We start from the raw sequence: 26,066 nt of genomic DNA on the forward strand, positions 1-26,066 counted from the left end.
CTGTCAAACGGCTTCGCGCAGGTGTTCGGGCACCAGCGTGGTGATAAGGGCGGGGTCGGCCAGACGGACGACATCGCCGATGATGATGATCGCCGGTCCCACCAGCCCGTGCGCCGCCGCCAGCGGCGCCAGGGTTGCAAGCGTGCCCGTGATCAGCTTCTGATCCGGCCTTGTGCCCTTTTCGATCAGGGCGGCCGGGGTGTCGGCCGGCATCCCGGCCTCGGTCAGGCGGCGGGCGATGGTTTCCGCCGCCGACAGACCCATATAAACAACCAGCGTATGGCGCAGCCGGGCCAGCGCCTGCCAATCCAGATCCGGCTCCCCATCCTTGCCATGACCGGTCACGAAGGTGACGCCGGCGGCATGGTCACGATGGGTAACGGGGATGGCGGTGGAGGCGCCGCAGCCCAGGGCCGCCGTGATGCCGGGGACGATTTCCACCGGAATGTCGGCGGCGCGCAGGGCCTGCATCTCTTCCCCACCGCGCCCAAACAGGAACGGGTCGCCACCCTTCAGCCGGACCACGCGGTGGCCGGCCTTGGCCTCGGCCACCAGAAGCTGGTTGATGGCATCCTGGCTCATCGTGTGGTGCGACTTGGACTTGCCTACATAGACGCGGCGGGCGTCGCGGCGGACATAATCCATGATCCGCTCATCCACCAGCTTGTCATGCACCACCACGTCGGCATCCTGCAGCACGCGCAGGGCACGCAGCGTCAACAGGTCCGGGTCACCAGGGCCCGCGCCGACCAGGGCGACGGTGCCCGTCCTGGACTGGCCATAGGCCGGATTATTGACGGCGGCCAGCAGGCACTCGCGCGCGGCCTGTTCACGGCCGGCCAGGAAGTCGCGGGCCACGGGGCCATCGATCACCGCCTCCCAGAAGCGGCGGCGGGCCGTCTCGCTGTCGCGCGTGGCCTTCACGGCGGTGCGGAAACTGTCCAGCAGACTGGTCAGCCGGCCCAGGCCTGGCTCCAGGGCCGCCTCCAGCCGTTCCCGCAAACGGCGGACCAGCACGGGGCTGGCCCCACCGGAGGAGAGGGCGATGGTGATCGGCTCGCGGTCGATGATGGCCGGCATGATGAAGCTGGACAAAGCCGGCTTGTCCGGCACGTTGACCAGGATGCCGGCCTTGTTCGCGGCCTCGGCCACCGCGCGGTCGATCTCTCCGATATCGGTGGCGGCAAAAATGATCCGGTGATCTTCCACATCTTTCGGTGTGAAATCCCGGTCAATCACCTTGTCGGCCAATTTGGCGAGGTCGGGATGGATTTCCGTGGCGATAATAGTCAGGCGGCAACCGGCCTTGGTCACCAGCCGCGCCTTGCGCAGGGCCAGTTCGCCGCCGCCAACCACCAGAACCTTCTGCCCTTCCAAAGGCAGCGTCACCGGAAAACCACGTAAAGCCATTGTTCAGCTCCACCCATACCGCACCTGCGGAATAACGGAGATTTGAGCCCGTTTTTACGGCGTGTCGAGGTGAAATATTATTTCTCCAATAATCCTAGGTTAAATATAGGGATTAAATCCGGAGGAGAATTTTGATATTTATCAATGACATGAGGTTAGAGGTAAAGTAGATGTTAAGAGCACTTATCAGAGGTGTTCACGGCAGCCATGCGCCGATGGGGCATGTTGGTGTGAAATACCCGGTTGAACGCCCGACCTATGTACATTAGCTGTCGTGGCAATGCGGAATCATGGCCGGGACTCTGCGCCGGCCCCCTCGTGACGAAGGAAGTGGGATATGAGCGCGTTCATCGAAAGCAAGGTGCTGTCCGTCCATCACTGGACCGACACGCTGTTCAGCTTCACCTGCGAACGCGAACCCGCCTTTCGCTTTGAGAACGGCCATTTCGTGATGATCGGTCTGACGGTGGATGGCAAGCCGCTGACGCGGGCCTATTCCATCGTGTCGCCCAACTATGCCGAACATCTGGAATTCCTGTCGATCAAGGTGCCCAACGGCCCCCTGACCAGCCGTTTGCAGCATATAAAGGTGGGCGACACCGTCATCCATGGCCGCAAGTCGGTGGGCACCCTGGTGACCAGCAGCCTGGTCCCCGCCAAGAACCTTTACATGTTCTCCACCGGCACGGGCTTGGCCCCGTTCATGAGCATCATCCGGGACCCGGAGGTCTATGCCAAGTATGACCGCCTGATCCTGACCCATACCTGCCGTACCGTGGGTGAGTTGGCCTATCACGACTACATCACCAACGACCTGCCCAATGATGAGTTCCTGGGCGAGGATGCACGGGCCAAGCTGACCTATTACCCGACCGTCACGCGGGAGCCGTTCCGCAATCAGGGCCGCATCACCGATCTGATCCGGAACCATAAGCTGTTCGAGGATATCAAGGCCGCCCCGCTGGACCCCGCCAACGACGTTGCCATGATCTGCGGCGGCCCGGACGTGCTGGCCGAGACGGTGGAACTGCTGAAGGAACGCGGATTCACGGAAGGGGCCGGGCATACGCCGGGCAATTACGTGATCGAAAAGGCGTTCGTGGAGAAGTGAGGAAACCGGGGCACCCAAGGGTGCCCCGGTTTGGTTTTGGGATTGACCCCTCAAATATCCGCGCCCTGGTCCTTGTAGTCTGCCGCGAACACATGGTCCATGACGCGGGCGGGGTTGGAGCAGCCGGCTTCACCCACGACCTTGGCGGGCACGCCGGCCACCGTCACGCCGCGGGGCACATCGCGCAGGACGACGGAGCCGGCAGCGATGCGGGCGCAGTCGCCGACATGGATATTGCCCAGCACCTTGGCATTCGCCCCCAGCAACACGCCCGACCCGATCTTCGGGTGGCGGTCGCCATGTTCCTTGCCGTTGCCGCCCAGGTTCACGCCGTGCAGCATGGAGACATTGTCCCCCACCACCGCCGTCTCACCCACCACCACGCCGGTGGCGTGGTCGATCATCACGCCGCGCCCGAACCGGGCATTGGGGTGGATATCAACGCCGAAGACCACCGATGAGCGGCTTTGCAGATACAGCGCCATGTCCCGGCGGCCCAGATGCCAGAGGCGGTGGGCCATGCGGTGGGTCTCCAGCGCCTGGAAGCCCTTGAAATACAGGACCGGTTCGATATGCCGATAGCAGGCCGGGTCACGGTCCAGCACGGCGGCCACGTCGGCGCGGAAATCCTGGCCCATCTCCGGCTCAGCGTTCAGCGCATCGGTAAAGGCCTGTACCAGCAACTCACCCTGCACATCCTGATGTGCCAGACGGGTGGCGATGCGATGGATGATGGCCATTTCCAGCGAGGGCTGGTTCAGGATCGCGCCATAGAACAGGGCTGCCAGCAACGGTTCGTCGGCTACAGCCTGAGCCGCTTCGGTACGCAGGGCGGCCCAGATCGGATCCAGGTTGGCAAGCGTCTGGGAAACGGGGGCGACACGCGCGGACATGGGCCTGCCTCGAAATATTGGCCAATTCTTGACGGCTATTTGATCATAGCGGGGGGGCGGTGCAAGGGAGATTATCGGGCGTTTGTGGCATGGGTGGTACGCTGGAGCGTATTTGCGGTGCCCGGAAACACGCCCCAGCCTTTGTTTGCCTCAATCGCCGGGCGCCACCATCTGGCGGCTTGGCTTTCGCGGCATGGGCTGCGCTGAGGCCCTTGCCAACAGGGTCGACAGGTTACGGTCAGGCGTGCATCATGCTGTTTCAAAAAGGAAAACAGGGAGCGGGGCATGGGAGACGAGGTGATGCGGGCCAGCGACGGCTGTCCCATCGAACCGGCGGTGCGAACCATCGCCATGCCGGCCGACACCAACCCGGCGGGCGATATTTTCGGCGGCTGGCTGATGGCACAGATGGATCTGGCCGCCGGCAATGCTGCGGCCAGGCGGGCGCGCGGACGCTGTGCGACCGTGGCCGTGGACGGGATGGTTTTCCACCGGCCCGTGTCGGTGGGCGACGAGGTCAGTCTTTACGCCATCATCGAACATATCGGCCGCACGTCCATGAAAATCCATGTCGAGGCCTGGCGCCGGTCGCGGTTTGACGAGGCGCGGTTCAAGGTGACGGAGGCCCTGTTCACCTTTGTCGCCATCGACGAAAATGGCCGCCCCCGCGCCATCCCACCCGCCGAAACCCAGGAGTAGAACCATGACCCTGCCGGCCAGCAGCCCCGTTGAGCTGATCATCGTCCCCAAAAGCCATGATGTGGGCGGGTTCGAGGTGCGCCGTGCCCTGCCCAGCGTGAAGCGCCGCATGGTCGGTCCCTTCATCTTCTGGGATCAGATGGGCCCCGGCTACTTCCCCCCCGGCACCGGCCTGGATGTGCGCCCGCACCCGCATATCGGCCTGTCCACTGTCACCTACCTGACGGAAGGCGAGATCATGCACCGCGACAGCGTGGGCAGTGTGCAGGCCATCCGGCCCGGCGCCATCAACTGGATGACCGCCGGCAAGGGCATCGTGCATTCCGAACGCACCGAGGCGGGGCTGCGCGCCAACGGCAACCATCTGGCTGGTATCCAGAGCTGGGTGGCCCTGCCGCAGCGGTTTGAGGAGATCGACCCCGGCTTTTCGCATTACCCCGCCGAGGACCTGCCCATCATCAGCGACCAAGGCGTCTGGATGCGCCTGATCGCGGGGGAGCTGTTCGGGGAGGCATCGCCCGTCCGCACCCTGTCTGAGACCATTTATATGGAGATGCTGCTGGATGCAGGCGCCAAGGTGGAAATCCCCGCCAGCCATCCCGAACGCGCGCTGTATCTGTTCGACGGGCGGATCAACATTGCCGGTGATGTGTTTACCTCAGAGGGCGGGCATGGACAGTTGCTGGTCCTGCGCGAGGGCGACGCCCTGACCGTGACAGCCGAGTGCAACACGCGCCTGCTGCTGCTGGGTGGGGAGCCGATGGACGGCCCGCGTTATATTTATTGGAACTTCGTGTCGTCATCCAAGGAGCGGATCGAGGATGCGAAGTCGGACTGGCGTAATGCGAAGTTCCCCACGGTCCCAGGGGAGACAGAGTTTATTCCGCTACCGGAATGAAATCGATACGGAACCGAAATGACTGACCCCTTGCGCATCCTGGGCAAAGCCTCCTCCATCAATGTCCGCAAGGTTCTATGGACCTGCCGGGAGGTGGGGCGCGATTTTGCGCGCGAAGATTGGGGCAGCGGGTTCCGACCCGTGGACACGGATGAGTTCCGCGCCATGAACCCCAACGCCCAGGTGCCGGTGGTGCAGGTCGCCGACGGTTATCTGTGGGAGAGCAACAGCATCTGCCGCTTTCTGGCGGGGGAGGCGGGCAGGGTAGACCTGCTGCCGGTTCGGCCGCTGGCCCGCGCACGGGTGGAAATGTGGATGGACTGGCAGGCCACGGAACTGAATCCCTCCTGGCGCTATGCCTTCATGGCGCTGGTCCGCAAAAGCCCCGCCTTTGCCGATCCTGACGCCATCGCTGGGGGCGTGGCAGGCTGGAACCGACAGATGGGCATTCTGGACGGGCAATTGGCGAAGACCGGGGCCTATGTGGCGGGGCCGGATTTCACCCTGGCCGACATTGTCCTGGGCCTGTCCACCAACCGCTGGAAGATGACGCCGATGGAACAGCCGCCCCTGCCGGCGGTGGAGGATTGGTGGGCACGGTTATGCGCGCGGCCCGGGTTTCAGGAGTTCGGGGCGAACGGCGTGCCGTAACCCGTCACTCCCGATGCCAGTCGCGCGTCAGGCGGCGCGAGGCCAGGAAGAACAGGATGGCGGCCAGGGCATAGAAGCCGAGGCAGTAGAGGATGGAATAACGCAGGCTTTCATCCCCATATCCGGCGCGCAGAATGTCTGACAGCTTGCCCAGGAACCAGGTGCCGAAGCCGATCCCGATCAGATTATTGATGAACAAGAAGATGGCCGAAGCGGTGGCGCGCATGTTGGCGGGCACCAGATGCTGCACCGCCGACAAGGTGGGGCCGAGCCACATCAGGGCCAGGGCCTGCGGCACCACGAACAGGAAAAACATCAGCACGGGCGAGCCGGTATTCACCGCCCCGAAGAAGAAGGGCAGGGAGATCACGAAGGCCGTGGCGGGCACACGTGCATAATTGGCCTTGTTCCCGGCCCCCAGCCGGTCGCCCAGCGATCCGCCCAGCCAGACCCCGATCAGCCCGCCGATGAAGACGATGGCGGAGAAGAACAGGCTGCGATCCACAAGCGACATGTCGTGGCTGCGCTGGAAAAACGACGGCAGCCAGAAGGCCAGCCCATAGCCCATGATGGACGAGAAAGAAGCGCCGAAGGCCAGCAGCCAGAAGGACAGCTTGCCCGACAGGGTAGACAGGACCACCTTCAGGCTGGCGGGTTGCGGCTTGGCCTGCGCCGCGTCAAGGCCGCCGCGCGCCGGCTCCTTCACTGTCAGCTTCAGCAGCGGGGCCAGCGCCAGACCGACAAGACCGCAGATGATGAAGGCCCAGCGCCAGCCGATCTGATGCGCGATCAGACCACCGAACAGAATGCCCAGCGACATGCCGATGGGAATGCCGAAACTATAGGCCGCCAGCGCGCGGGCCCGTTCCTTGGGCGGGAAATAGTCGGCGATCAGGGAATAGGCAGGCGCGACGCCCCCCGCCTCCCCCACGCCCACGCCCAGACGGCAGAGGAACAGCTGCCAGAAGCTGGTGGCGGCCCCACACAGGGCCGTAAAACCGCTCCAAAGTGCCAGGGAAACGGTGATGATCCAGGTGCGATTGAACCGGTCGGCCAGCATGGCTATGGGCACGCCCATGGCCGTGTAGAACAGCGCGAAAGCCGGGCCGCCCAGCCAGCCCAGATCGGCATCGGTCAGATTAAGCTCTGCCTTGATCGACGGTGCCAGGATGCCCAGGATCTGCCGGTCGATGAAATTGAAAATGTAGACCAGGATCAGGACGACCAGCACATAGGTGCGATAGGCGTTGCCGCCTTGGCGGCCCGTAGTCGCGTCGCTGTTCATCACGATCCCTTTGATGCTGTTGGGAAAGCGGCGCCGCGCCCCGAAGGGACGCGGCGCCAGGCAGGGAGATAGTCACATGAAAGATCGCTCGGTCGTAGCGTGGAATGCGCGTTCGACCGGCATCGATTTACCCTCACCCTCCCTCCTCCCTCTCCCACCTTCGTGGGCGAGGGGTAGAATTTACCCCGCTCTGCCGCGTGCGGGAGAGGGGGGTGAGGGAACCTGTCTCTTAGAACCGGTACTCGACCGTCGCCGTGACGGTGCGCGGCGGACCGTAATAGCCGATGACGCTGTCGGCAAAGGTGGCGCCGGGGAAGTTGTAGCCACCGACGCGGTACTTCTTGTTGCCCAGGTTCTTGCCATGCACGCCCACCGACCAATTGTCGCTGGCGGCCGTCCAGACGGCGGACAGGTCGTACAGCGTGTAGCCATCCTGATCCAGGGCGGCGTTCCGGAACTCGAACATGGAGAAGGCGCTGCGGTGTGCGGCGTTGCCGGTCAGGGTGATGATGCCGGCATCACCTAGGTCGCGGGTATAGGTCAGGCCGAAATTCGCCGTCCATTTCGGCGTGTTCTGGAACACAGCCGTGTTGGCGATATTGTCGTATTGACGGGTGGTCAGGTTGTAACGCAGGAACTCCTTGAATTCCGCGTCGATATAGCCAACGGCGAAATTGGCCGTCAGTTCGTCGGTGATGGCCAGCAAACCCTCGGCTTCCAGACCCTTGATGGTGGAGGAGCCGACATTGTCGACGAAGCTGGCGATGGTGGTGCCCGACGGGACCTGCGTCGTCACCTGCTGACCCTTATAGTCGGAATAGAAGGCGGCCAGGTTCAAGGTGGCGCGGCCATCCCAGAAGCGGGACTTGGAGCCGACTTCATACGTATCGACCAGTTCAGGATCATAGCCGTTGCGGGTATCCGGCGTCAGTATGACGTCGCCGCGCATGTCGAAACCACCCGACTTGAAACCCCGTCCGTAGGAGGCGTAAAGCGTGAAGTCGCGGGTCGGCTCATAGGTCAGGCTGACGCGCGGGGTGAATTCGTCGAAGGTCCGCTGGTTTGTATAGTCGGAGCGGATCAGCGTGGGATTACGGGGCGTGCCGCCGAACAGCGGGCTGGTCAGGCCGGCATAGTTCACACGGTAGACCGTGCCCGTCTTCTTGTCGGACGTGTAACGCGCGCCGACCGACGCCTTCACCTGATCGGTCAACTCATAGCTGAAATCGGCAAAGGCCGCGTAGGACTTGGTGTCGACCGAACCGGAGGTCAGCGTGGTCAGGTTGGCCAGCCCGACGATGGTGTCGAACGCGCCCTCGGCATGGGCATCCATGTAATAGAGGCCGGCGACACCCTTCAGCCGCTCGCCCTCATAGACAAGCTGCAACTCTTCGCTGAACTGATCGTCCTTGTAATAGGCCGGGATGTCCAGGATCTTGGCGGGCAGATTGTCGAAATCGATCACCGTGTCGGACCGGCCGTCACGATAGGCGGTGATGGATTTCACCATGACGCTGTCGGACACATTATACTCGATGGTGCCGGATGCCCCCTGGTTCTTGACCTTCTGCTTGCCGGTCAGGCCGGCACGCGTGTCATAGACACTGTCCAGCACGGGGATGACCGGCGGGGTGGCGGCCGGGGTCGGCAGCAGGCGGTAACCATGGCGCGGGTTGCTGTCATCGACCGTCTTGTCGGCGGCGACGCGGATGAACAGGTCCTCGTTCGGCTTGAATTCCACCGACAGGCGGCCGGCCGACACGTCCTTGTCGTAATGTTCCTGGCCCGTGGTCAGGTTCTTGCCATAGCCGTCGCGGCGATACAGGGCGACCGCACCCGACACGCCCACATTCTCCGTCACGGGCGCGGAACCGGACAGGATCAGGTCGGTCTGCTTGTAGGAGCCGACCTGCACCTTGGCCTTCATGTGCGGTTCGTCATCGATACGCTTGGTCACATATTTGACGGCACCGCCGATCGTGTTGCGGCCATAGAGCGTTCCCTGCGGACCACGCAGCACCTCGATGCGCTCGATATCGAAAATGTCCAGAACGGCACCCTGCGGGCGGGCGACATAAACATCGTCGACATAGAGGCCCACGCCGGGCTCAAAGCCCCAGAGCGGGTCCTGCTGGCCCACGCCGCGGATGAAGGCGATCAGGGTGGAGTTGGAGCCGCGTGCCACCTGCATGGTCAGGTTCGGCGTGGTCTTGGTCAGCGAGGTGATATCCGGCGTGCCCATATTTTCCAACTGCTCGGCCGAGAAGGCGGAGATGGAGACAGGCACATCCTGCAGGCTTTCCGCGCGGCGGCGGGCCGTCACGACGATTTCACCCAGCATGGCGCCTTCGCTGGCGGTCTCCTGGTTCTGGGTCTGCGCCAGGGCGGGCAGGGCGGCGAGGCTGGTCAGCGCGGTCCCGGCGCAGAGCAGGGCGGTGATGGAGGATTTTCCGAACGACTTCATGATTCTCCCTTTCATTTTCATTGAGCGCCGACGGGATGGGACCGTCCGGCACCGGTTGCATCGCCATCACCCGGCGGGGGCAGGGTGGCGGCGAAACGGGTCAAGGTACTGTTGAACGGGTCGGGTTCCTCCAGATGCGGGGCATGCCCCGACCGGTCGAACCCGATGGTGATGGCGTGGGTCAGCAGGGCGGCCAGCGCCGCCGCCGTGTCCGGCGAATAAAGCCGCGACAGCTTTCCGTGCGTGACCAGCATGGGCAGGGACAACAGCGGCAAGCGGGACCGGAAATCCTGCGCCGTCAGCGAGAACCAGAGCTGGGCCATGGCGACGGGGTCGCTGGCCGCCACCTCCGCCTCTGCCCATTGGCGCAGGGCGGCCTGATCGGCCTCCCGCCCTTCCGCGAAGATGCGGCCGGCAACACGGGGGCCGACGGTGGACCAGTTGGCGATCATGGCGGCCGGCGTCTGCCGTGCCGACTTGGCCGCCGAACTGCCGCGCAGGCCCAGGTCCCAGTCATCGCCATTGATGACGCGTGGCGCCATGTCGATGCTGACCATGCCCGCCACGCGGGGGGCCAACCCGTCCAGCAGCGCCCGCCACAGCACCATGGCCCCCATGGACCAGCCGACGACCAGCAGGTCGGTCAGGTCCAGATGGGCGGCCAGTTCGGTGACGTCGCGGGCCAGAAGATCGATGGAGAGATCACCCGCCGCAACCCGCGAGCGGCCATGGCCGCGCAGATCGACGCTGATCACCCGGAACCGGTCGGACAGACCGTCCATCTGGGGACGGAAGAAGCCGGCATGCGTGGCCCAGCCATGGACCAGCAGCAGCGGCCGCCCGCTTCCCCTGTCATCATAGGCGATTTTCGCCTGATCGCTGGTGACCAGATACGGCATGCGCCGGCACATCCCCTGGGGTAAAGCTTCCATCCCGCGCCGGTGTTGTTTATCCCGCCCTGGACCGATCATGCCGGTCGTGGAAGGCTGGGGTAGATGGGGATCGTTTCATCGATCTCCCGTCCGGCTTGCACCCATGCTTGCGGCAAATCGAAACCTGAGTCAATATTCAAGTTGCAGCCAGGGAGGAAATCATGGGCAGCGAAGAGACGGCAACGTCCAAGGCCCCGCGTACCGAAAGAGGCAAGCGGACACTGCGCAAGCTGCTGGACGCGGCGGCGGCGGAGTTCGGGGAGCGCGGGTACCACGAGGCATCGATCAGCGGGATCACCCAGCGTGCCGGTGCCGCACTGGGCACCTTCTACACCTACTTCGACAGCAAGGAGCAGGTGTTCCGCGCACTGGTCGATGATATGGGCCACCTGACGCGCCAGCACATTGCCGAACGCGTGCCCGACAATGTCGACCGTCTGACGGCCGAACGGCTGGGGCTTGAGGCCTTTATCGAGTTCGTGCGCGAACACAAGGACCTGTACCGCATCGTCATGGAGGCGCAGTTCGTCGCCGAGGATGCGTATCTGAATTATTACAAGGTCTTCGCTGCCGCCTATACCCGCAACCTGGCGCAGGCCGCCGAAAAGGGCGAGATCCGGCCGGGGCATGAGGAGGAACGCGCCTGGGCCCTGATTGGGATGAGCGTGTTCCTGGGCATGCGCTATGCGGTGTGGAGCAGCGACAAGACGGCCAAGGAAGTGGCCGCCGCTGCCGCAGAACTGATCACCTTCGGCCTGTCGCCCCTGGCGCGCGGCGGGGGTCAGGGGGGTGGGTCATGATCCCCTGCATCTTCGACATCACGGCCAAACGCGCCGAACTGGGCGGTGTCGATATCGCCATGGAGGAGGTGGCGACGGGCCGCACCGTCACCTATGCCGCCCTGGATGACCGTGCGGCGCGGGCGGCCAGCCTGCTGGTGGCACTGGGTGTCAGCGAAGGCGACCGCGTCGCCATCCTGTGCCGCAACCGCATCGAATTCTTCGAGTTGCTGTTCGCCTGCGCCAAGATGGGGGCCATCCTGGTGCCGCTGAACTGGCGCATGCCGGCGGCGGAAATCCGGCCGCTTCTGGCCGATTGCACGCCCGGCCTGCTGATTTTCGGGGAAGAGGATGCAGGCACGGCCGCCGACCTGTCGGCCGATGTGCCGGTGCTGCTGGGGCTGGATACGGACTATGCGGCGCGGCGGGATGCCGGCCCGCGCCATCCGGGCCGCCGCCTGTGGCCGGCGGACGGTATCTGGTATCTGCTTTATACCTCGGGCACCACGGGCAAGCCCAAGGCCGTGATCTACACCTTCACCATGTCGATGGTGAACTATATCAACATTTCCCAGCCCATCGGCCTGACGGGGCGGGACACGACCCTGAACTTCCTGCCGCTGTTCCATACGGCCGGCATCAATCTGCACACGCTGCCCACCCTGATCGTGGGTGGGCGCGTGCTGATCATGCCGGGATTTGACGCTGAACTGATGCTGGATCTGGTCGCCGCCGGGCGGATCGATGCCATATTCGGCGTGCCCGCCATCTATCAGATGCTGGCCATGCACCCACGCTTCGCCTCGGTCGACCTGACGCGTCTGCGGTCCTGGGGCTGTGGCGGGGCGCCGTTGCCGGACCTGCTGGTGCAGCGGTTCCTGGAACGCGGTGTGCGGGTCTGCAACGGCATGGGCATGACCGAGACAGGCCCCACCGCCTTCATCATGGACCCCAACCGCGTGGCGGAAAAGATCGGGTCGGTGGGCAAGCCGCAGGTCCTGTCCGGCGTGCGCATCGTGGGGCCGGACGGGGTGGATGTGCCGTCCGGCCAGGCCGGTGAACTCTGGTTCGGCGGCCCCGGCATCACGCCCGGCTACTGGAACCGGCCCGACGCGACGGAGGCCGCCTTCTCCGCCGATGGCTGGCTGAAATCCGGCGATCTGGCCCGCTGTGATGCGGATGGCTTCTATTATGTCGTCGGACGCATCAAGGAGATGTTCATTTCCGGCGGGGAGAACGTGTACCCGGCGGAGGTGGAGAATGTGCTGGCCCAGCACCCGGCCATCCTGGAGGCCGCCGTGGTCGGCGTGCCGGATGAAAAATGGGGGGAAGTGGGCCACGCCCATATCCTGCCCCGACCCGGCCATACGCTGCCGACACCCGATGAACTGATCCGTTACTGCCGCGACCGGCTGGCGCCGTTCAAAATCCCCAAAAGCTTCATTGCCGTCACCGATTTCCCGCGCACAGCCGCAGGCAAGGTGCAGAAGCACCGTCTTTGACAAAGATCGAGGTTCCATGGCCCCGTCCCCTGACCATATCAGCATCGAACGCAGCCTGACCCAGGCCGAATTCGATCTGTTCGCCCGCCTGTCGGGTGATGACAATCCCATCCATGTCGATCCGGACTTTTCCGCCCGTACCCGCTTTGGGCGGACGGTGGCGCACGGGCTGTATCTCTGCTCCATCCTGCGCGGGCTGGCGGGGCAGGTGCGGCCGGGAAGCCGGCAGCTTTCCAAGGATGTCCGCTTTCCCGCCCCGACCTATACGGGGGAACCGATGCGGTTCTCTGCATCGGTGGAAACAGAGGCGGCGGGCGTGACCCGCATCGCGGTGAAGGCGGAGCGGGTGGCGGACGGCGTCGTCACCTGCGAGGGCATGTTCGAGATGGGAGCGGCGGCATGATCCGGCTGGGCGATGAAGCGACGGTGAGGCGTGCCTTCACGGAACAGGATCTGGCCGATTATCTGTCGCTGGGCGGTGCGCCTCTGCCGGCGGGGGAAGTGCCGGAACCGCTGATCGGTGCCCTCTTCTCCTACCTGCTGGGCGTCAAGGTGCCGGGGCCGGGCACCAATTACCTGAAACAGCAGACGCGCTTCCTACGGTCCGTTCCGCTGGGTGGTGCGTTGACGGCACGGGTCGCCGTGACCCGCATCCGGGCGGACAAAAATCTGGTGGATCTGGAAACCACCTGCCACGGCCCCGACGGCACCCTGCTGGCCGAGGGGCGGGCGCTGGTCTATGTGGAGGATGTGGCCGACAAGGGGTGGTGAGGGGCGAAACCCTTATCACTCGCCCACGAAGGTGGGAGGGTGAGGGCAATCCCCCGTCAGTCCCTATACCCGGGCGACACCCGGTCCAGTTTGCGCAGCAGGGCCGGCCAGATCAGGTGGTTGGCCGCCGGGGCCACCGCCATGCGGCCCAGCGCCATGTTCTTGTCGATCACGCCTGGTTCGGTGTCGTAGAGCGGGCGGCCCGCCATGGACAGGGTCCGCACCTGCATGGTGCAGGCCCGCTCCAGGAAATACATGCGGGTAAAGGCCTCCGCCACCGTCGCGCCTACGGTCAGGGTGCCATGGTTGCGCAGCAGCATGGTTGACTTCACCCCCAGATCCCGCTGCAGGCGCGGGATTTCCGCATGATCCAGCGCCACCCCTTCGTAATCGTGATAGGCCAGATCGGCCAGCACCAGTTGCGCCGTCTGGTTCAGCGGCAGCAACCCGTCGGCCAGGGTGGCGACGGCCGTACCGTCGGGCGTGTGCAGATGCATGACGCAGCCGGCATCATCGCGCACCGCATGCACCGCCGAATGGATGGTGAAGCCGGCAGGGTTCACGGGATAGGGGCTGTCATCCAGCTTGTTGCCGTCCATGTCGATCCGGACAAGGGAGGAGGCCGTGATCTCCTCGAACAGCATTCCATAGGGATTGATCAGGAAATGATGGTCGGGGCCGGGCAGACGCGCAGAAATATGGGTGAAGACCAGATCATCCCAGCCATATAAGGCCGTCAGACGATACGCCGCCGCCAGGTCCCGGCGGATCGCCGCTTCGTCCTTCACCGCCGCGCCGGACACGGCGCCGCCGGCAATGGCCATCCTGTCACCCATGGCATCCTCCCGTTCAAACATTTGTTTGGGGGAGCATAGCGCGTCTCGCGCCGTGGCAATACAACACCAGAATAGTGGTATTTCATTTATTTTACAAAACCCCATTGACGACATGGGAATTAATCGACAATATCCGCGTCGATGGTGTTGAACCCATCCGCGGGCATTTGACCTGACAGCTTGCGCCGCGTCACCAAACGCTAAAGCGCCACGAAGCCTCGTGGTGTCCAGACCAGAAGGAGACACCCGATGACGACCTGTTGTCCCTGACCCGTCAGGACCCGCCAGCGGCGAAATCTGCGCCGCCCGGCCATGATCTTCGATAGCAACCAAGACCGGAACCGGCGCCACAGGGCGGCCGGCGCGGGGATAACCATGCCCGCGGAAGATTGCAAGGGATGCCGCGGGTCCTCCGCCCCCCCCTTCTTCCGGCTGAAAAAACCTTGAAAAAATGAAGGGAAATCACATGACTTCGTTCCGTTCCGCGACCGCCGCCCTGTTGACGGGTGCTGCCATCGCCGCCTTTGCCCTGCCGGCATCCGCCCAGTCGGCGTCGGAAGTGGAGGCGCTGCGCGCCCAGGTGAAGGAACTGCTGACCCGTATCGAAAAGCTGGAAAAGGCCCCCAGCACGCCCGCCGGCCCGCCGGCCAGCAAGGATGCCCCCCTGGTCGCCGCCGACGCCTACAAGGCGCCGCAGATCACGCAGTCGGGCAATGCCAAGGTGAAGCTGACCCTGTCCGGTCAGGTCGGCCGTGTGGTCAGCCTGGTCGATGACGGGTTCGACAGCGACCTGATCCATGCCGACAACGCCACCGCCTCTTCCCGCATCCGTCTGGCCGGTCAGGCCAAGCTGGACGACAACTGGACGGCCGGCACGGATATCGAGCTGGAAACCTCGTCGGCCTCTTCCCGCAGCACGGGCATCGGCAGCGACGGCGGCAGCAATTTCTCCGTGAACGAGCGCAAGGTGGAATTCTGGATCCAGCATAAGCAGTTCGGCCGCCTTTGGGTGGGCCAGGGCGACACGGCCACCAACCAGACCTCCGAAGTCGATCTGTCCGGCACCGTCACGCTGCTGGGCTATTCCGACGTCGGGCAGGCCTTCGGCGGCGTGGCCTTCCGCAACAAGGCGACCCGTGCCGCCGGCGCCACCGTCAACACCGCCTTCAACAACCTGGACGGCCTGCATCGCGAGGATCGCGTGCGCTATGACACGCCGACCTTCGGCGGCGGCTTCCAACTGTCGACCAGCGTGACCGAAGGGGGCGCCACCGACGGGGCCATCCGCTACAACGCCAAGATCGGTGATACGGAAGTGGCGGCCGCCATCGCCTATGCCGACAATGACAGCCGCACCGGCTTCGACACCCAGACCAACGGGTCCGTGTCGGTGAAGTTCGCCAGCGGCTTCAACGTGACGGCCGCCGCCGGCACCCGCGACCTGGGTCCGCGCGACAGCGACTTCTGGTACGGCAAGGTCGGCTATATCGCCAAGCTGACCCCGATCGGCGCCAGTTCCTTCTCTGTCGATTACTACAAGCAGCAGGACCTGACCGTGGCCGGCGCCGATGCCAAGGCCATTGGTGCGGCCTTTGTCCAGACGGTCGATGCCTGGGCCGCCGACCTGTATCTGGGTGTGCGCAACCACACTTATGACACGCCCACGGCCGACTTCAAGGATGTGTTCGGCGTGATCACCGGGGCCCGTATCCGCTTCTGATGATCCGTCGGGGCGGGGCCGGTTCTCCCAATCACCGGCCCCGTCTCTTTCCTTCCACCCGCCTGATATCCGGAGACAGACCATGACCGGTACCGTTCTGCCCATCGCCCCCGCACCGCACCGCGCGGCGTCGTTGTGTCTGGTGCCGGAAAGGCCGGGGTTCCAGGTGGGGGCCGACCTCTCACCGGAAGTGGCGGATGTGGTCCGCGTCATCGCCGGCAGCGCTGATGGCGGCGGTGATCTGGCGGAAACAAGGCGCATCTTCACCCGTGTGCGCCGCGCCCTGGGACCGGAGGCGCCGGAAATTGCGTCGGTGCGTGAAGAAACCATCATCGGTCCCGGCGGGCCGCTGCGCCTGCGTCTCTACCGCCCCTCCTTCGGGTTCCGTCCCCTGCCGGCCCTGCTGTTCTTCCATGGCGGCGGCTGGACCGTGGGCGACCTGGACAGCCATGACACGCTGTGCCGGCAACTGGCCATTGCCACGGGCCATGCCATCGTTGCCGTCGATTACCGGCTGGCGCCCGAACATCCCTGGCCGGCGGCGATCGAGGATGGCTGGGCCGCACTCCGCTGGCTGGCCGCCTATGCGCCCTTGCTGGCCATCGACCCGCTGGGTATCGGCGTGGCCGGCGACAGTGCCGGCGGCAATATCGCCGCTGTTCTGGCGCTGAAGGCGCGTGATGCCGGTGGCCCGGTGCTGAAAACCCAGGTGCTGATCTATCCGGCGGTCGACCTGATGGCGGGCCTGCCCAGCCATTTCACCCGGGCCGAGGGCTATCTGCTGACCCGTCAGGCCTATGTCACCTATGTCCGCAACTATCTGGCCGGGCAGGAGGTGGAAGGCGACTGGCGGGTTTCGCCCCTGCGCGCCGACCGGCTGGACGGACTGCCGCCCACCGTGATCATCACGGCCGGGTTCGACCCGCTGCTGGATGAGGGGCGGGCCTATGCCGGGCGGCTGGCAGCGGCGGGGGTGCCCGTGCTGCATCGGCTCTATCCCGACATGGTGCATGGCTTCATCACCATGGGCGGACGCCTGCCCGCCGCCAACCGCGCCATCACCGATATCGGGCGGGCGCTGGCTTCCTACGATATCTACGCGTTCAGCGATGGGGGCGGGATCTAGAATCAGCCGGTTTCTGTCCGTTGAAGCCCTTGCGCGGGGGCATTGGACCGGTTCCAATGTCCCCCTTACATCTACGGGCAAGGGGAGCGATTGAGGATGGGCACCTGTGGCTGCGACCGGCGCGGATTTTTCGGTCATGCCTTCGGTTGCGGCGCCTGGGTTGCGGTGGCGCTGTCGGCCGGTACCGCCACGGCGCGTAAGGTCCAGGCCCGCACCCTGTCTGATCCGGTGGTGACCACCCCCTTCGCGCGCATCGAAAAGCTGGGCGAGGGCGTCTGGGCCGTGGTCAGCACGCCGTTTGCCCCCGATGGTGGCCGGGGTGACCGCACCACCCTGTCCAATGGCGGCATCATCGCCGGAAGAGATGCGGTTCTGGTGGTGGAAGGCTTCAACACGCCGGCCGGCGCCGCGTGGCTGTCCGACCAAGCCCTGGCCCTGACCGGGCGGCGGCCGACCCATGTCGTGGCCACTCATTACCATCTGGACCATGTCGGCGGTCTGGCCGGGTTCCGCCGGGGCGCGGAGGGGCCGGAACTGCTGATGACGGCGCGTACCGGCGCCTTGTCGGCCGAGCGCAACGGTTTGGCCCGGCCGGTGGAGGGCAGCCCCTTCGCCAAGGCGTCACCCGTGCTGCTGCCCACCCTGGTGGTGCCCGAAGCGACGGCCGTTCTGGACCTGGGCGGACGCAAGGTCCGGCTGGTGGCCCGCACCGGCCATACCGACAGCGACATGACCGTCGAACTGGACGACCCACGGGTGATTTTCGGCGGTGACCTGCTGTGGAATGGCATTTTCCCCAACTATGTCGATGCCGACCCCCTGAAGCTTTCGACTGCTGTCCGGGCGCTGCTGTCAGACCCGGCCGCCCTGGTGGTGCCCGGCCATGGATCGTTGTCGACTGCCGGGGACTTGTCCTCCTATCCCGGTGTTCTGGACGCGGTGGAGGCGGCGGCGCGGCGGGCGCATACGGCCGGTCTTCCCATGGAACAGGCGGCCGCGGCCTTCACCCTGTCGGCGGGGCTGGGCGCCTGGACCCTGTTCAATCCCGGTTTCTATACCAACGCCTTCAAGGCCTGGTACCGCGTGCTGGGGTGACGGGTCCGGGGCGGCATGCTAGGCAGGGGTTGACGTCATGATCCCCACCGGAACCGTTCCATGCCCACCCCGCACGATATACTGGCCCAAGCGACAGAGATGCTGGCAGCCGGCCGCTTCCGCGTGGTGCGCCGTCTGCTGACCCAGCCGGCATTGCCTGACGATGCCGTCGGCCTGGGTCTGCTGGGCCGTGCCCTGGTGGGGTTGAACGAGCATGCGGCGGCGCGGGACTGCCTGACCCGCGCCCTGGAAGAGAGGCCGGGCGATGCCGCCCTGCGCTTCGCCCTGGCCCGGTCACTGGATGGTCTGGGGCAGATGCATGCGGCCGTGCCCATCCTGAACGCCCTGCATGTGGCCGATCCCATGGATGCGGCCGTGACGGAGGCGCTGGCCAATGCCCTGCGCCGCGATGCCAGTTACGAGGCGGCGGTCGATCTGGTGATGGCGGAGGAACGTGCAGGCCGCCTGAACGACGCCATCCGCTATCAGCGGGGATTGTCGCTGCATTATCTGGGCGACGCGGCCGGTGCCCTGGCTGATTTCGACGCCATCGTGACGGCCGCGCCCGGCCGCGCCGCATCCTGGTTCGCCAGCCATGCCTGCGTGATCGGGATACAGGGGCTATCGGCCGCCCGTGAACGGCTGCGCCGGGCCATCGCCTGTCCGGGTGCCAACCGCAAATATGCCGGTTATCTGGCGGCCTATGACGTGCTGACCGGCGGCGCGGGCGAGGGGGTGCGGCCGGGAGACAGCCCGATCCTGGATGGTGCCCGCGCCCTGGTGCCGCATCTGGCAGCGGATTGCCGCCTGTTCGGCCTGTCGGCCGACCTGTTGCGCTTCGCCCTGGATGCGGCGGCGGTGCCGGGGCTGGTGCTGGAATTCGGTGTACGCCGCGGCACGTCCCTGCGCCACATCGCGGCGGCAACGGAACAGACGGTCCATGGCTTCGACAGTTTCGAGGGGCTGCCGGAAGGCTGGGGCAATGAACTGGCCGGCACCTTCAGCCTGGGCGGGGAGGGGACGGACCTGCCCGCCATGCCAGCCCATGTCCGCCTGCATAAGGGCTGGTTCGACGAGGTGCTGCCGGGTTTCCTGACCGGCCATCAAGGCCCCGTCCGCTTCGCCAATATCGATTGCGATATCTACAGTTCCACGGTGACCGTGCTGCGCGCACTGGAACCAAGGCTGGTGCCGGGCAGCGTCCTGGTCTTCGATGAATTCATCGGCAACCGCACCTGGGCCGAGCATGAGTTCAAGGCCTGGGCTGAGTTCACCGCGCATACCGGCATCCGTTTCCGCCACATCGCCGTCAGCCCCTTCACGGGACAAGTGGCGCTGCGGCTGGAATGACCGGGACGTAAAGGCCCGCCCGGCGATGGGGGCGCAGGAAGGCGGAAAAGGTCCGCTGCGGGTCCGGTCCCTGGCTTGTGGTGCTGGCCGGGACCGGCTTCACTGTCCGGCAGTGGCAACGGGGGGCGGAATGCTGGAGATGCGGCCGGGATGTGAATGCTGTGACAGGGACCTGCCGGCCGATCTGGCGGGTGCCTTCATCTGTTCGTTCGAATGCACATGGTGCCGGGATTGCACCGAACAGGTGTTAAAGGGCACCTGCCCCAATTGCGGCGGCACCCTGTCGCCACGCCCGCCGCGCGCCCGGATTAAATGGGACCGTTACCCGCCCTCGACCGTTCGGATTTTCAAACCGGAAGGCTGCCGGTCCGGGTTCTGAGCAGGGGGTTCAGCGCAGGCTGAATTCCACAGGCAGGACCAGTTCCATCTGGTCGGTCCCCAATTCGTCAGGGATCTCCGGCAAGGGCTGTGCCCGGGCGATCAGTTCTTCCGCCTCGCGGTCCAATACCTCCACCCCGCATCCACGCTCCAGCGTGTGCGACAGGACCCGGCCCTTGCGGTCCAGGGTCAGCCGGACCCACGCCGTTCCCTGCTGACGCCGCTGCCGGGCCGACAGCGGATAGCGCTTATGCTTGCCCAGATGGGCCATCAGCCGGCCCTGGAAGGCAGCCATGGCATCGGGTGGCGGACCGGCCCGCACCGGCGTAGGGGGGGCCGCGTCGGCCAAAGGTTCCGGCCGGGGTGCGGGGGCCGCATCCGCCACGGGCGGCATCGGCGCTTCCATCGCTGGCTGCTCCTGCGGCGGACGTTTGGGCGGGGGAGGCAGTTTGGCGGCGGCGCGATCAATGATGGGCGGCGGCTTCGGCACCGGTGCCTGCATCACCGGCCGGGGCGGTGGGGGCGGCGGCGGGGGAGGCGGTGCCAGCGGCGCCAGATCCAGAAGGATGGCGGGCGGCGGGGGCGGCGGTTCTGGTAATGGTGGTGCCTGCGGTTTCAGCGCCACAAACCCCGCCACGGCCAGATGTGCGCCCAGGGCCACGGCAAAGGCCAGCGGCCAGCGAACGCCACGGGCGGGCAGGGCCATGGTGGCACTCACGGTGCAGCCCCCACCGCCGCACCGTCCAGCCCGACCAGCGCCACCTTCAGATATCCGGCATCACGCAGGCTGTTCATCACCTCCATCAGGTCGCCATAGGCGACCGTCTTGTCGGCGCGCAGGAACACACGCTGTTCCTTGTCGCCACCCGTCACCCCATCCAGGGCGGCGGCCAAATCCGCCTTGTCCGCCACCGGCGTATCATCGATAGCCAGCGACAGATCGGCCTTCACCGACAAGAACAACGGCTTAGGCGGCCGTTCGGTCTGCGGCGCGCTGGAGGCGGGCAGGTCCACCGGCACATCGACGGTGGCCAGCGGTGCCGCCACCATGAAGATGATCAGCAGCACCAGCATCACATCGATGAAGGGCGTGACATTGATCTCGTGGTTTTCCGACAGGTCGTCATCCCCGCCGGTGCGCAGCTTAGCGGCCATCGGCCTTACTCCGCGGCGCGCAGGCGGGGTTTCACCCCGCGACGGTCCAGGTCGCGCGACAACAGCCGCAACACGGCCGCCGCCGCGTCGCCCACCTGGGCGCGATAGCCGCCGATCGTGCGCGTCAGGGCGTTATAGACCAGCACGGCCGGGATGGCGGCCACCAGCCCGATGGCCGTGGCCAGCAGCGCCTCTGCAATACCCGGCGCCACAACCGCCAGATTGGTGGTGTGGCTTTCGGCGATGCCGATGAAGCTGTTCATGATGCCCCAGACCGTGCCGAACAGACCCACGAAGGGTGCCGTCGCCCCGATGCTTGCCAGCACGCCCGTGCCACGCGAAGAGGCGCGGGCCAGCGCCGCCTCGATCCGTTCCAGACGGCTGGCGGCCCGTTCCTTGATACCATCGACGGGCAGGTCGGCGGATTGCTCCATCTCCTCCTGCACGGCCCGCAACAGCGGACCCGCCGGGTCGCGGGGATCGGACAGGCCGGCCGTGGCATCCGCCAGCCCGCGCACCGTGTCCAGTCGCGCCAGCGACTCCGCCGCCCGACGCTTGGCAGCGGACAGTTCCAGCAGCTTGGCGATGAAGATGGTCCAGGTGGCGACCGATGCGGCGGCAAGGCCGATCATCACCGACTTCACCACCCAGTCGGCGGCCATGAACATGCCCCAGGGCGACAGGGAATGCCCGTTCACCATCGGCTCTGCCAGGGCCGGTGCCACCAGTCCCGCCGACAGGGCCATACCCACCAGAACAAATCCGATTTTCCGCTTCGCCATCATCCGCCCCCCGGGAGGAAACTCTCCTCTCTGGTGTTATCGGAGATGCGACTAAGTTGCAACTGCGTTCGCGGGGTAGGTGGCGTGCGTTCCTGCGACGCAGGAACGCAGCCTGATCAGCACCCGCCGAAATATGGTTTGCGCCGCTCCACAAAGGCGGTGATGCCTTCGGCAAATTCGCCGCTGTCGATGGCGGACAGGAAGGTTTCCCGCTCCGCCGCCAACTGCTGCTGGAAATTATGTTCCAGCGACAGATAGAGCAGCCGCTTGGTCCGGCCCGAAGCGTTGGCGGCACCGCCGGCCAGCTTGCGCGCCACGCAGCGCGTCTCCTCCGCCAGCATGGGGGCCGGGCAGATGCGGTTGACGATGCCCAGTTCCAGCGCTTCCAGCGCCGTCAGGCGCCGGTCCAGCAGCGCCAGTTCCGCCGCGCGGCGCGATCCGACCAGACGGGGCAGGGCGTGTGTGGCCCCGGCCTCCGGTGTGGTGCCCAGCGGGCCATAGGCCATCTGGAAAACCGCCCGGTCGGACGCAACCACCAGATCGCTGGCCAGCGTGATGCCGATGCCCGGTCCCGCCGCCGTCCCGTGGATGCCGGCGATCACCGGCTTTTCCATGCGGCGCAGGGCCGTTACCGCCTGATGGGTGAAATCGATCAAGCGCGTGATATGATCCCGCCGCTCGGCGGGCGATGCCGACAGCAGCTTGTGGAAGGCGTGGATGTCGCCACCCGACATGAAGCTGGTCCCACGACCCGTGAGAATCAGGACACGGACCTTCGGGTCATTGGCCGCCGCCGTGGCCGCTTCCGCAAAAGCCGCTGCCATGTCCAGGTTCAGGGCGTTCATGCAGTGGGGGCGGTTGAAGGTGATCTCCGCCACGCCTTCGGCGCTGTGGCGGGTGTAAAGCAGGCAATCGGTGGTCACGGTGCTCATGGCGCGTCCTTCCCCTCTGCCGGCGCTCCTTCATTGGGAACGTCGCGTGACAAGAGTAACAGAGCTTGGCCCTTGAAGGGGAGGGGAAAGGTAATGACCGGAAGCTCACTACCGGACGGGCGTGACCGGTCAGGCGGCGCTACCCCAGCGCCGTTCCAGCCAGCGCGAAATCCGCGACAGAACCAGCAGGATCACCAGATATTCCAGGGCCAGCAGCGTATAAAGCTCCAGCGGCCGATAGGTCTGGGTCTGCAATTCCGTGGCGCGGCGGGTCAGTTCGGCCAACCCGATGGCGGAGGCCAGCGAACTGTCCTTCACCGTATGGATGAACTGCCCCACGGTGGGCGGCAGCATGCGGCGCAGCGCCTGCGGCAGCACGATGCGGCGCAGGGTCAGCCAGCGCCCCATGCCCAGCGATTGGGCCGCTTCCACCTGTCCCTTCGGCACGCCCTCGATACCGGCGCGGAAAATCTCCGACAGGAAGGCCCCGGCATTCATCGCCAGGGCGATGACCGCCGCGGTGAAGGGTGTCAGGTCGGCAATCCAGCCCAGCGCCTTGAAACCGATCCCGTCCGGGTCCAGCCCCTGCACCAGAATGGGCATGGCATAGAATACCCAGAGCAGCAGCACAAACAGCGGCAGGGTACGCATCAGTTCAACATAGGCACCGCTGACCATACGCAGGGCGCGCCAGCGGCTGCCACGGGCGATGGCGGTCAGCAGGCCGATCCCCATGGCCAGGACCAGGGCCGCGGCCGACAGGCCCAGGGTCAGGCCTGCCCCGGCCAGCAGGAAGGACAGGTTGCCCCAGCCTTCGGCCGTGCGCGGATCGACAATGTGCCAGCCATCACCGGCACAGCCCGACAGCAAGGGCACCAGTAGCAGCAGGGGCAAAAAACGGCCTGTCACGGGGCGGGCCCCGTACCCTCGAACCAGATCTTGAACAGCCGGTCGAAGAACCCGTCCGCCGTGCGCGCATCCACCCAACCATTCAGCCAATCCAGCCAGACCGGGTCACCCTGCGGCGTCATGATGGCGTTTTCTGTATCGGTGCCCGGCCGCGCACCCTGGGTCAGCATGGTCAGTTGCGGATATTCCCGCCCGATCTTGGTCAGGAAATAAAGATTGTCGGTGAAGGCGGCCTGCGCCCGGCCGGCCAGCACTTCCGTGAAATCGATCACGGGATCAGCGACCGACAGGATACGCGCCCGGGTGAAGACCTTCTTCGCCATGGTTTCCGGTGCCGTGCCCTGCTGCACGGAAATGGTCACGCCGGGCTGGTCCAGATCGTCCCAGCTTTTGAAGCGCTCCATGTCCTTTTTCAGGATCAGGGGGATGAAGGTGGGGCGCAGATAGGCCTTGCTGAACGAAACGGCCTTGGCGCGTTCCGGCGTGACGGTCACGCCGGTGGCCGCGATGTCATATTTGCGCGCCATCAGGCCTGCGACCAGGGTGGGCCAGGTCGCCTGCACCAGTTGCAGCTTCACGCCCAGATCGGTGGCCAGGCGCTCGGCCACCTGGATCTCATATCCCTGGAAACCACCCGTTTTCACATCGCGGAAGGAATAGGGGAAATAATCCCCCGTCGTTCCGACCCGCAACAGGCCGGCCTTCCGCACCCGGTCCAGCAGCGTGCCCCCTTGCTGCGCCAGCGCGGGGGACACCAGGGCCAAGGACAGGGAAGAGATCAGCAGATGACGGCGGTCCAGACGCATGGCGGCTCCGGCGGGAAGGGCGCACCATGGTTGCCGCACTGCGATATGGGGTCAATGGGGAAAGCGCCGATCACGCCCGGCCGTAATGATCCTCGATCCGCAGGATGTCGTCGGCGCTGATCTGTTCCCCGGTCTGCACCTCCACCAGGCACAGATCGCTGTCCCCCTCATTCTCCAGCCGGTGCGGCATGCCGGCGGGGATGAAGACGCTTTCATTCACGCGCACGGTGCGCCGTTCATCGCCCAGGGTGACCTTGGCCTCTCCCTGAACCACGATCCAATGCTCGGCCCGATGTTCGTGCTTTTGCAGCGAAATCTTGTGACCGGGCCGGATGGTCAGGCGCAGCACCTCGAACCCCGGCCCCTTATGCACCAGATGCGCATAACCCCAGGGCCGGTAGGTGCGGCGATGGTCCAGCCGTTCGGAGCGGCCATCGGCCTTCAGCCGGTCGACCACGGTCTTCACATCCTGCACACGTGACCGGTCAGCCACCAGAACCGCGTCGTCGGTGGTGATGACCACAAGGTCCCTCACCCCGACCAGGGCCGTCAGCCCGACCTCGCCCCGCACCAGATTATTGTGCGAATCCACCAGGATGGCATCGCCCAGCACGGCATTGCCGACATTATCCTTGCCGGCAATGTCCCACAGCGCGCTCCAGGCGCCGACATCGGTCCAGCCGATATCGCAGGGCACGATGGCGGCGCTGTCCGTCTTTTCCATCACCGCAAAATCGATGGAGATGTTGGGCGCCTTGGCGAAGGCGTCGGGGTCCAGGCGCAGGAAATCCAGGTCGTCCCGTGCGGCCGCGATGGCTTCATCCGCCGCTACCAAGGCGTCGGGCGCATGGCGTTCCAGTTCGGCCACGAACCGGTCGGCGCGGAACAGGAACATGCCACTGTTCCACAAATGGCGACCACCGGCCACATAGGCCTGCGCCACTTCCAGCTTCGGCTTCTCCGCGAACTGCTTCACCGTGAAGGCGCCGTCGGCATTCGCCACCGGCTCCCCCGTTTCGATATAGCCATAGCCCGTTTCAGGGCTGGTCGGCTGAATGCCGAAGGTCACCAGCTTACCTGCCTGCGCCGCGCGGGCGCCGATAGCCACGGCGGCCCGAAAGGCGTCGGGCGCCAGGATGGCATGGTCGGCCGGCAGCAGCAGGACCAGCGCCGCCGGATCGCGCCGCGCCGCCAGACGCGCCGCCACAGCCGCCGCCGGGGCAGTGTTGCGGCCGAAAGGTTCCAGAACCAGTTCGGTGGGCCGGATGCCCACTTCCTGAAGCTGTTCGGCGATGGCGAAACGATGTTCCTGATTGCAGATCACGATGGGATCGGCAAAGCCGAACGTGCCACCGACCCGCAGCGCCGTCTCCTGGATCATGGTCCGGTCACCGCACAGGTTCAGCAACTGCTTGGGAAACCGTTCGCGCGACACAGGCCACAGCCGGGAACCGGAACCGCCGGACAGCAGGACGGGAATGATTGCAGAAGGGGTCTGGATCATGGCGCACGCGTATCGTGGAAATGGGAAGGGCCGGGGCGGGACTACATGGCATGCCCCGGCCCTCTGGAAAAGACCGAA

At 65.5% G+C, this 26,066-nt stretch carries 26 protein-coding genes; 13 read left to right on the forward strand and 13 right to left on the reverse strand.

The window, feature by feature from the left end; translation table 11 throughout:
* Nucleotides 1-3: 3 nt before the first annotated feature.
* Nucleotides 4-1,410, reverse strand: coding sequence for a siroheme synthase CysG (gene cysG / locus KBA48_RS02980; protein WP_292903497.1), 1,407 nt, complete (start codon nt 1,408-1,410; stop codon nt 4-6).
* 337 nt (nt 1,411-1,747) lie between these two features.
* Here cysG and KBA48_RS02985 point away from each other — a divergent pair, with 337 nt between their 5' ends.
* Complete coding sequence (locus KBA48_RS02985) at nt 1,748-2,521, forward strand: ferredoxin--NADP reductase (RefSeq protein WP_292903498.1); 774 nt, start codon at nt 1,748-1,750, stop codon at nt 2,519-2,521.
* 50 nt (nt 2,522-2,571) lie between these two features.
* Here KBA48_RS02985 and cysE read toward each other — a convergent pair whose 3' ends face one another.
* Nucleotides 2,572-3,414 carry a serine O-acetyltransferase gene (gene cysE / locus KBA48_RS02990; protein ID WP_292903499.1) on the reverse strand — a complete coding sequence of 281 codons (843 nt, stop codon included), beginning with the start codon at nt 3,412-3,414 and terminating at the stop codon, nt 2,572-2,574.
* A gap of 285 nt (nt 3,415-3,699) precedes the next feature.
* Between cysE and KBA48_RS02995 the strand changes: the two genes are divergently transcribed.
* From KBA48_RS02995 to KBA48_RS03005, 3 genes are read left to right on the forward strand one after another with little or no spacing between them, the layout of a single operon-like run.
* Nucleotides 3,700-4,113, forward strand: coding sequence for an acyl-CoA thioesterase (locus KBA48_RS02995; protein ID WP_292903500.1), 414 nt, complete (start codon nt 3,700-3,702; stop codon nt 4,111-4,113).
* Between the two features lie 4 nt (nt 4,114-4,117).
* Nucleotides 4,118-5,011: a pirin family protein gene (locus KBA48_RS03000; protein WP_292903501.1), complete on the forward strand. Its 894-nt coding sequence runs from the start codon at nt 4,118-4,120 to the stop codon at nt 5,009-5,011.
* An 18-nt stretch (nt 5,012-5,029) separates the two neighbouring features.
* Nucleotides 5,030-5,662, forward strand: a complete 633-nt coding sequence (locus KBA48_RS03005; protein ID WP_292903502.1) for a glutathione S-transferase — start codon at nt 5,030-5,032, stop codon at nt 5,660-5,662.
* 4 nt (nt 5,663-5,666) lie between these two features.
* Here the strand turns inward: KBA48_RS03005 and KBA48_RS03010 are convergent, their stop codons facing one another.
* The 3 genes from KBA48_RS03010 to KBA48_RS03020 form a co-directional block, all read right to left on the reverse strand.
* Nucleotides 5,667-6,947, reverse strand: a complete 1,281-nt coding sequence (locus KBA48_RS03010) for an MFS transporter (protein ID WP_292903503.1) — start codon at nt 6,945-6,947, stop codon at nt 5,667-5,669.
* A gap of 229 nt (nt 6,948-7,176) precedes the next feature.
* On the reverse strand, nt 7,177-9,411 hold the full coding sequence (locus KBA48_RS03015) for a TonB-dependent receptor (RefSeq protein ID WP_292903504.1): 2,235 nt from the start codon (nt 9,409-9,411) through the stop codon (nt 7,177-7,179).
* Between the two features lie 17 nt (nt 9,412-9,428).
* Nucleotides 9,429-10,310, reverse strand: coding sequence for an alpha/beta hydrolase (locus KBA48_RS03020; RefSeq protein ID WP_292903505.1), 882 nt, complete (start codon nt 10,308-10,310; stop codon nt 9,429-9,431).
* Nucleotides 10,311-10,504: 194 nt separating this feature from the next.
* Here KBA48_RS03020 and KBA48_RS03025 point away from each other — a divergent pair, with 194 nt between their 5' ends.
* From KBA48_RS03025 to KBA48_RS03040, 4 genes are read left to right on the forward strand one after another with little or no spacing between them, the layout of a single operon-like run.
* Nucleotides 10,505-11,143 (forward strand): TetR/AcrR family transcriptional regulator, encoded by a 639-nt coding sequence (locus KBA48_RS03025; protein ID WP_292903506.1) that lies wholly within the window; start codon nt 10,505-10,507, stop codon nt 11,141-11,143.
* Nucleotides 11,140-12,624, forward strand: coding sequence for an AMP-binding protein (locus tag KBA48_RS03030; RefSeq protein WP_292903507.1), 1,485 nt, complete (start codon nt 11,140-11,142; stop codon nt 12,622-12,624). The genes KBA48_RS03025 and KBA48_RS03030 overlap by 4 nt, the downstream gene beginning before the upstream one ends.
* A gap of 16 nt (nt 12,625-12,640) precedes the next feature.
* Nucleotides 12,641-13,027, forward strand: a complete 387-nt coding sequence (locus KBA48_RS03035) for a MaoC family dehydratase (protein WP_292903508.1) — start codon at nt 12,641-12,643, stop codon at nt 13,025-13,027.
* Nucleotides 13,024-13,395 carry a hypothetical protein gene (locus KBA48_RS03040; RefSeq protein WP_292903509.1) on the forward strand — a complete coding sequence of 124 codons (372 nt, stop codon included), beginning with the start codon at nt 13,024-13,026 and terminating at the stop codon, nt 13,393-13,395. The genes KBA48_RS03035 and KBA48_RS03040 overlap by 4 nt, the downstream gene beginning before the upstream one ends.
* 56 nt (nt 13,396-13,451) lie before the next feature.
* On the opposite strand, the gene KBA48_RS03045 is transcribed toward KBA48_RS03040, so the two are convergent.
* On the reverse strand, nt 13,452-14,231 hold the full coding sequence (locus KBA48_RS03045; RefSeq protein ID WP_292903510.1) for a class II aldolase/adducin family protein: 780 nt from the start codon (nt 14,229-14,231) through the stop codon (nt 13,452-13,454).
* Nucleotides 14,232-14,697: 466 nt separating this feature from the next.
* On the opposite strand from KBA48_RS03045, the gene KBA48_RS03050 reads away from it, so the two are divergent.
* The 5 genes from KBA48_RS03050 (at nt 14,698) to KBA48_RS03070 (ending at nt 19,901) form a co-directional block, all read left to right on the forward strand.
* A complete protein-coding gene (locus tag KBA48_RS03050) occupies nt 14,698-15,951 on the forward strand; it encodes a porin (RefSeq protein ID WP_292903511.1) in 1,254 nt (417 codons plus the stop codon).
* Nucleotides 15,952-16,033: 82 nt separating this feature from the next.
* The gene (locus KBA48_RS03055; RefSeq protein ID WP_292903512.1) at nt 16,034-17,077 is read left to right on the forward strand and encodes an alpha/beta hydrolase; all 1,044 of its coding nucleotides are present in this window, start codon (nt 16,034-16,036) and stop codon (nt 17,075-17,077) included.
* A 96-nt stretch (nt 17,078-17,173) separates the two neighbouring features.
* The gene (locus KBA48_RS03060; protein WP_292903513.1) at nt 17,174-18,172 is read left to right on the forward strand and encodes an MBL fold metallo-hydrolase; all 999 of its coding nucleotides are present in this window, start codon (nt 17,174-17,176) and stop codon (nt 18,170-18,172) included.
* A 60-nt stretch (nt 18,173-18,232) separates the two neighbouring features.
* The gene (locus KBA48_RS03065; RefSeq protein ID WP_292903514.1) at nt 18,233-19,522 is read left to right on the forward strand and encodes a class I SAM-dependent methyltransferase; all 1,290 of its coding nucleotides are present in this window, start codon (nt 18,233-18,235) and stop codon (nt 19,520-19,522) included.
* Between the two features lie 139 nt (nt 19,523-19,661).
* Entirely contained in the window at nt 19,662-19,901 is a 240-nt protein-coding gene (locus KBA48_RS03070) for a DUF1272 domain-containing protein (protein WP_292903543.1), read from the forward strand.
* Nucleotides 19,902-19,910: 9 nt separating this feature from the next.
* Here the strand turns inward: KBA48_RS03070 and KBA48_RS03075 are convergent, their stop codons facing one another.
* From KBA48_RS03075 to KBA48_RS03105, 7 genes are all read right to left on the reverse strand, one after another.
* Complete coding sequence (locus KBA48_RS03075) at nt 19,911-20,618, reverse strand: energy transducer TonB (protein ID WP_292903515.1); 708 nt, start codon at nt 20,616-20,618, stop codon at nt 19,911-19,913.
* Entirely contained in the window at nt 20,615-21,055 is a 441-nt protein-coding gene (gene exbD / locus KBA48_RS03080; RefSeq protein ID WP_292903516.1) for a TonB system transport protein ExbD, read from the reverse strand. Before exbD ends, KBA48_RS03075 begins: the two co-directional genes overlap by 4 nt.
* 5 nt (nt 21,056-21,060) lie before the next feature.
* A complete protein-coding gene (gene exbB, locus KBA48_RS03085) occupies nt 21,061-21,837 on the reverse strand; it encodes a tonB-system energizer ExbB (protein ID WP_292903517.1) in 777 nt (258 codons plus the stop codon).
* A 116-nt stretch (nt 21,838-21,953) separates the two neighbouring features.
* Entirely contained in the window at nt 21,954-22,769 is an 816-nt protein-coding gene (locus tag KBA48_RS03090; RefSeq protein ID WP_292903518.1) for an enoyl-CoA hydratase-related protein, read from the reverse strand.
* A 129-nt stretch (nt 22,770-22,898) separates the two neighbouring features.
* A complete protein-coding gene (locus KBA48_RS03095) occupies nt 22,899-23,678 on the reverse strand; it encodes an amino acid ABC transporter permease (RefSeq protein ID WP_292903519.1) in 780 nt (259 codons plus the stop codon).
* Complete coding sequence (locus tag KBA48_RS03100; RefSeq protein ID WP_292903520.1) at nt 23,675-24,484, reverse strand: transporter substrate-binding domain-containing protein; 810 nt, start codon at nt 24,482-24,484, stop codon at nt 23,675-23,677. Before KBA48_RS03100 ends, KBA48_RS03095 begins: the two co-directional genes overlap by 4 nt.
* Before the next feature lie 70 nt (nt 24,485-24,554).
* Entirely contained in the window at nt 24,555-25,988 is a 1,434-nt protein-coding gene (locus tag KBA48_RS03105) for a mannose-1-phosphate guanylyltransferase/mannose-6-phosphate isomerase (protein ID WP_292903521.1), read from the reverse strand.
* Nucleotides 25,989-26,066: the final 78 nt, after the last annotated feature.

This window comes from Niveispirillum sp. (genome assembly GCF_017996735.1).
Taxonomy (GTDB): Bacteria; Pseudomonadota; Alphaproteobacteria; order Azospirillales; family Azospirillaceae; genus Niveispirillum.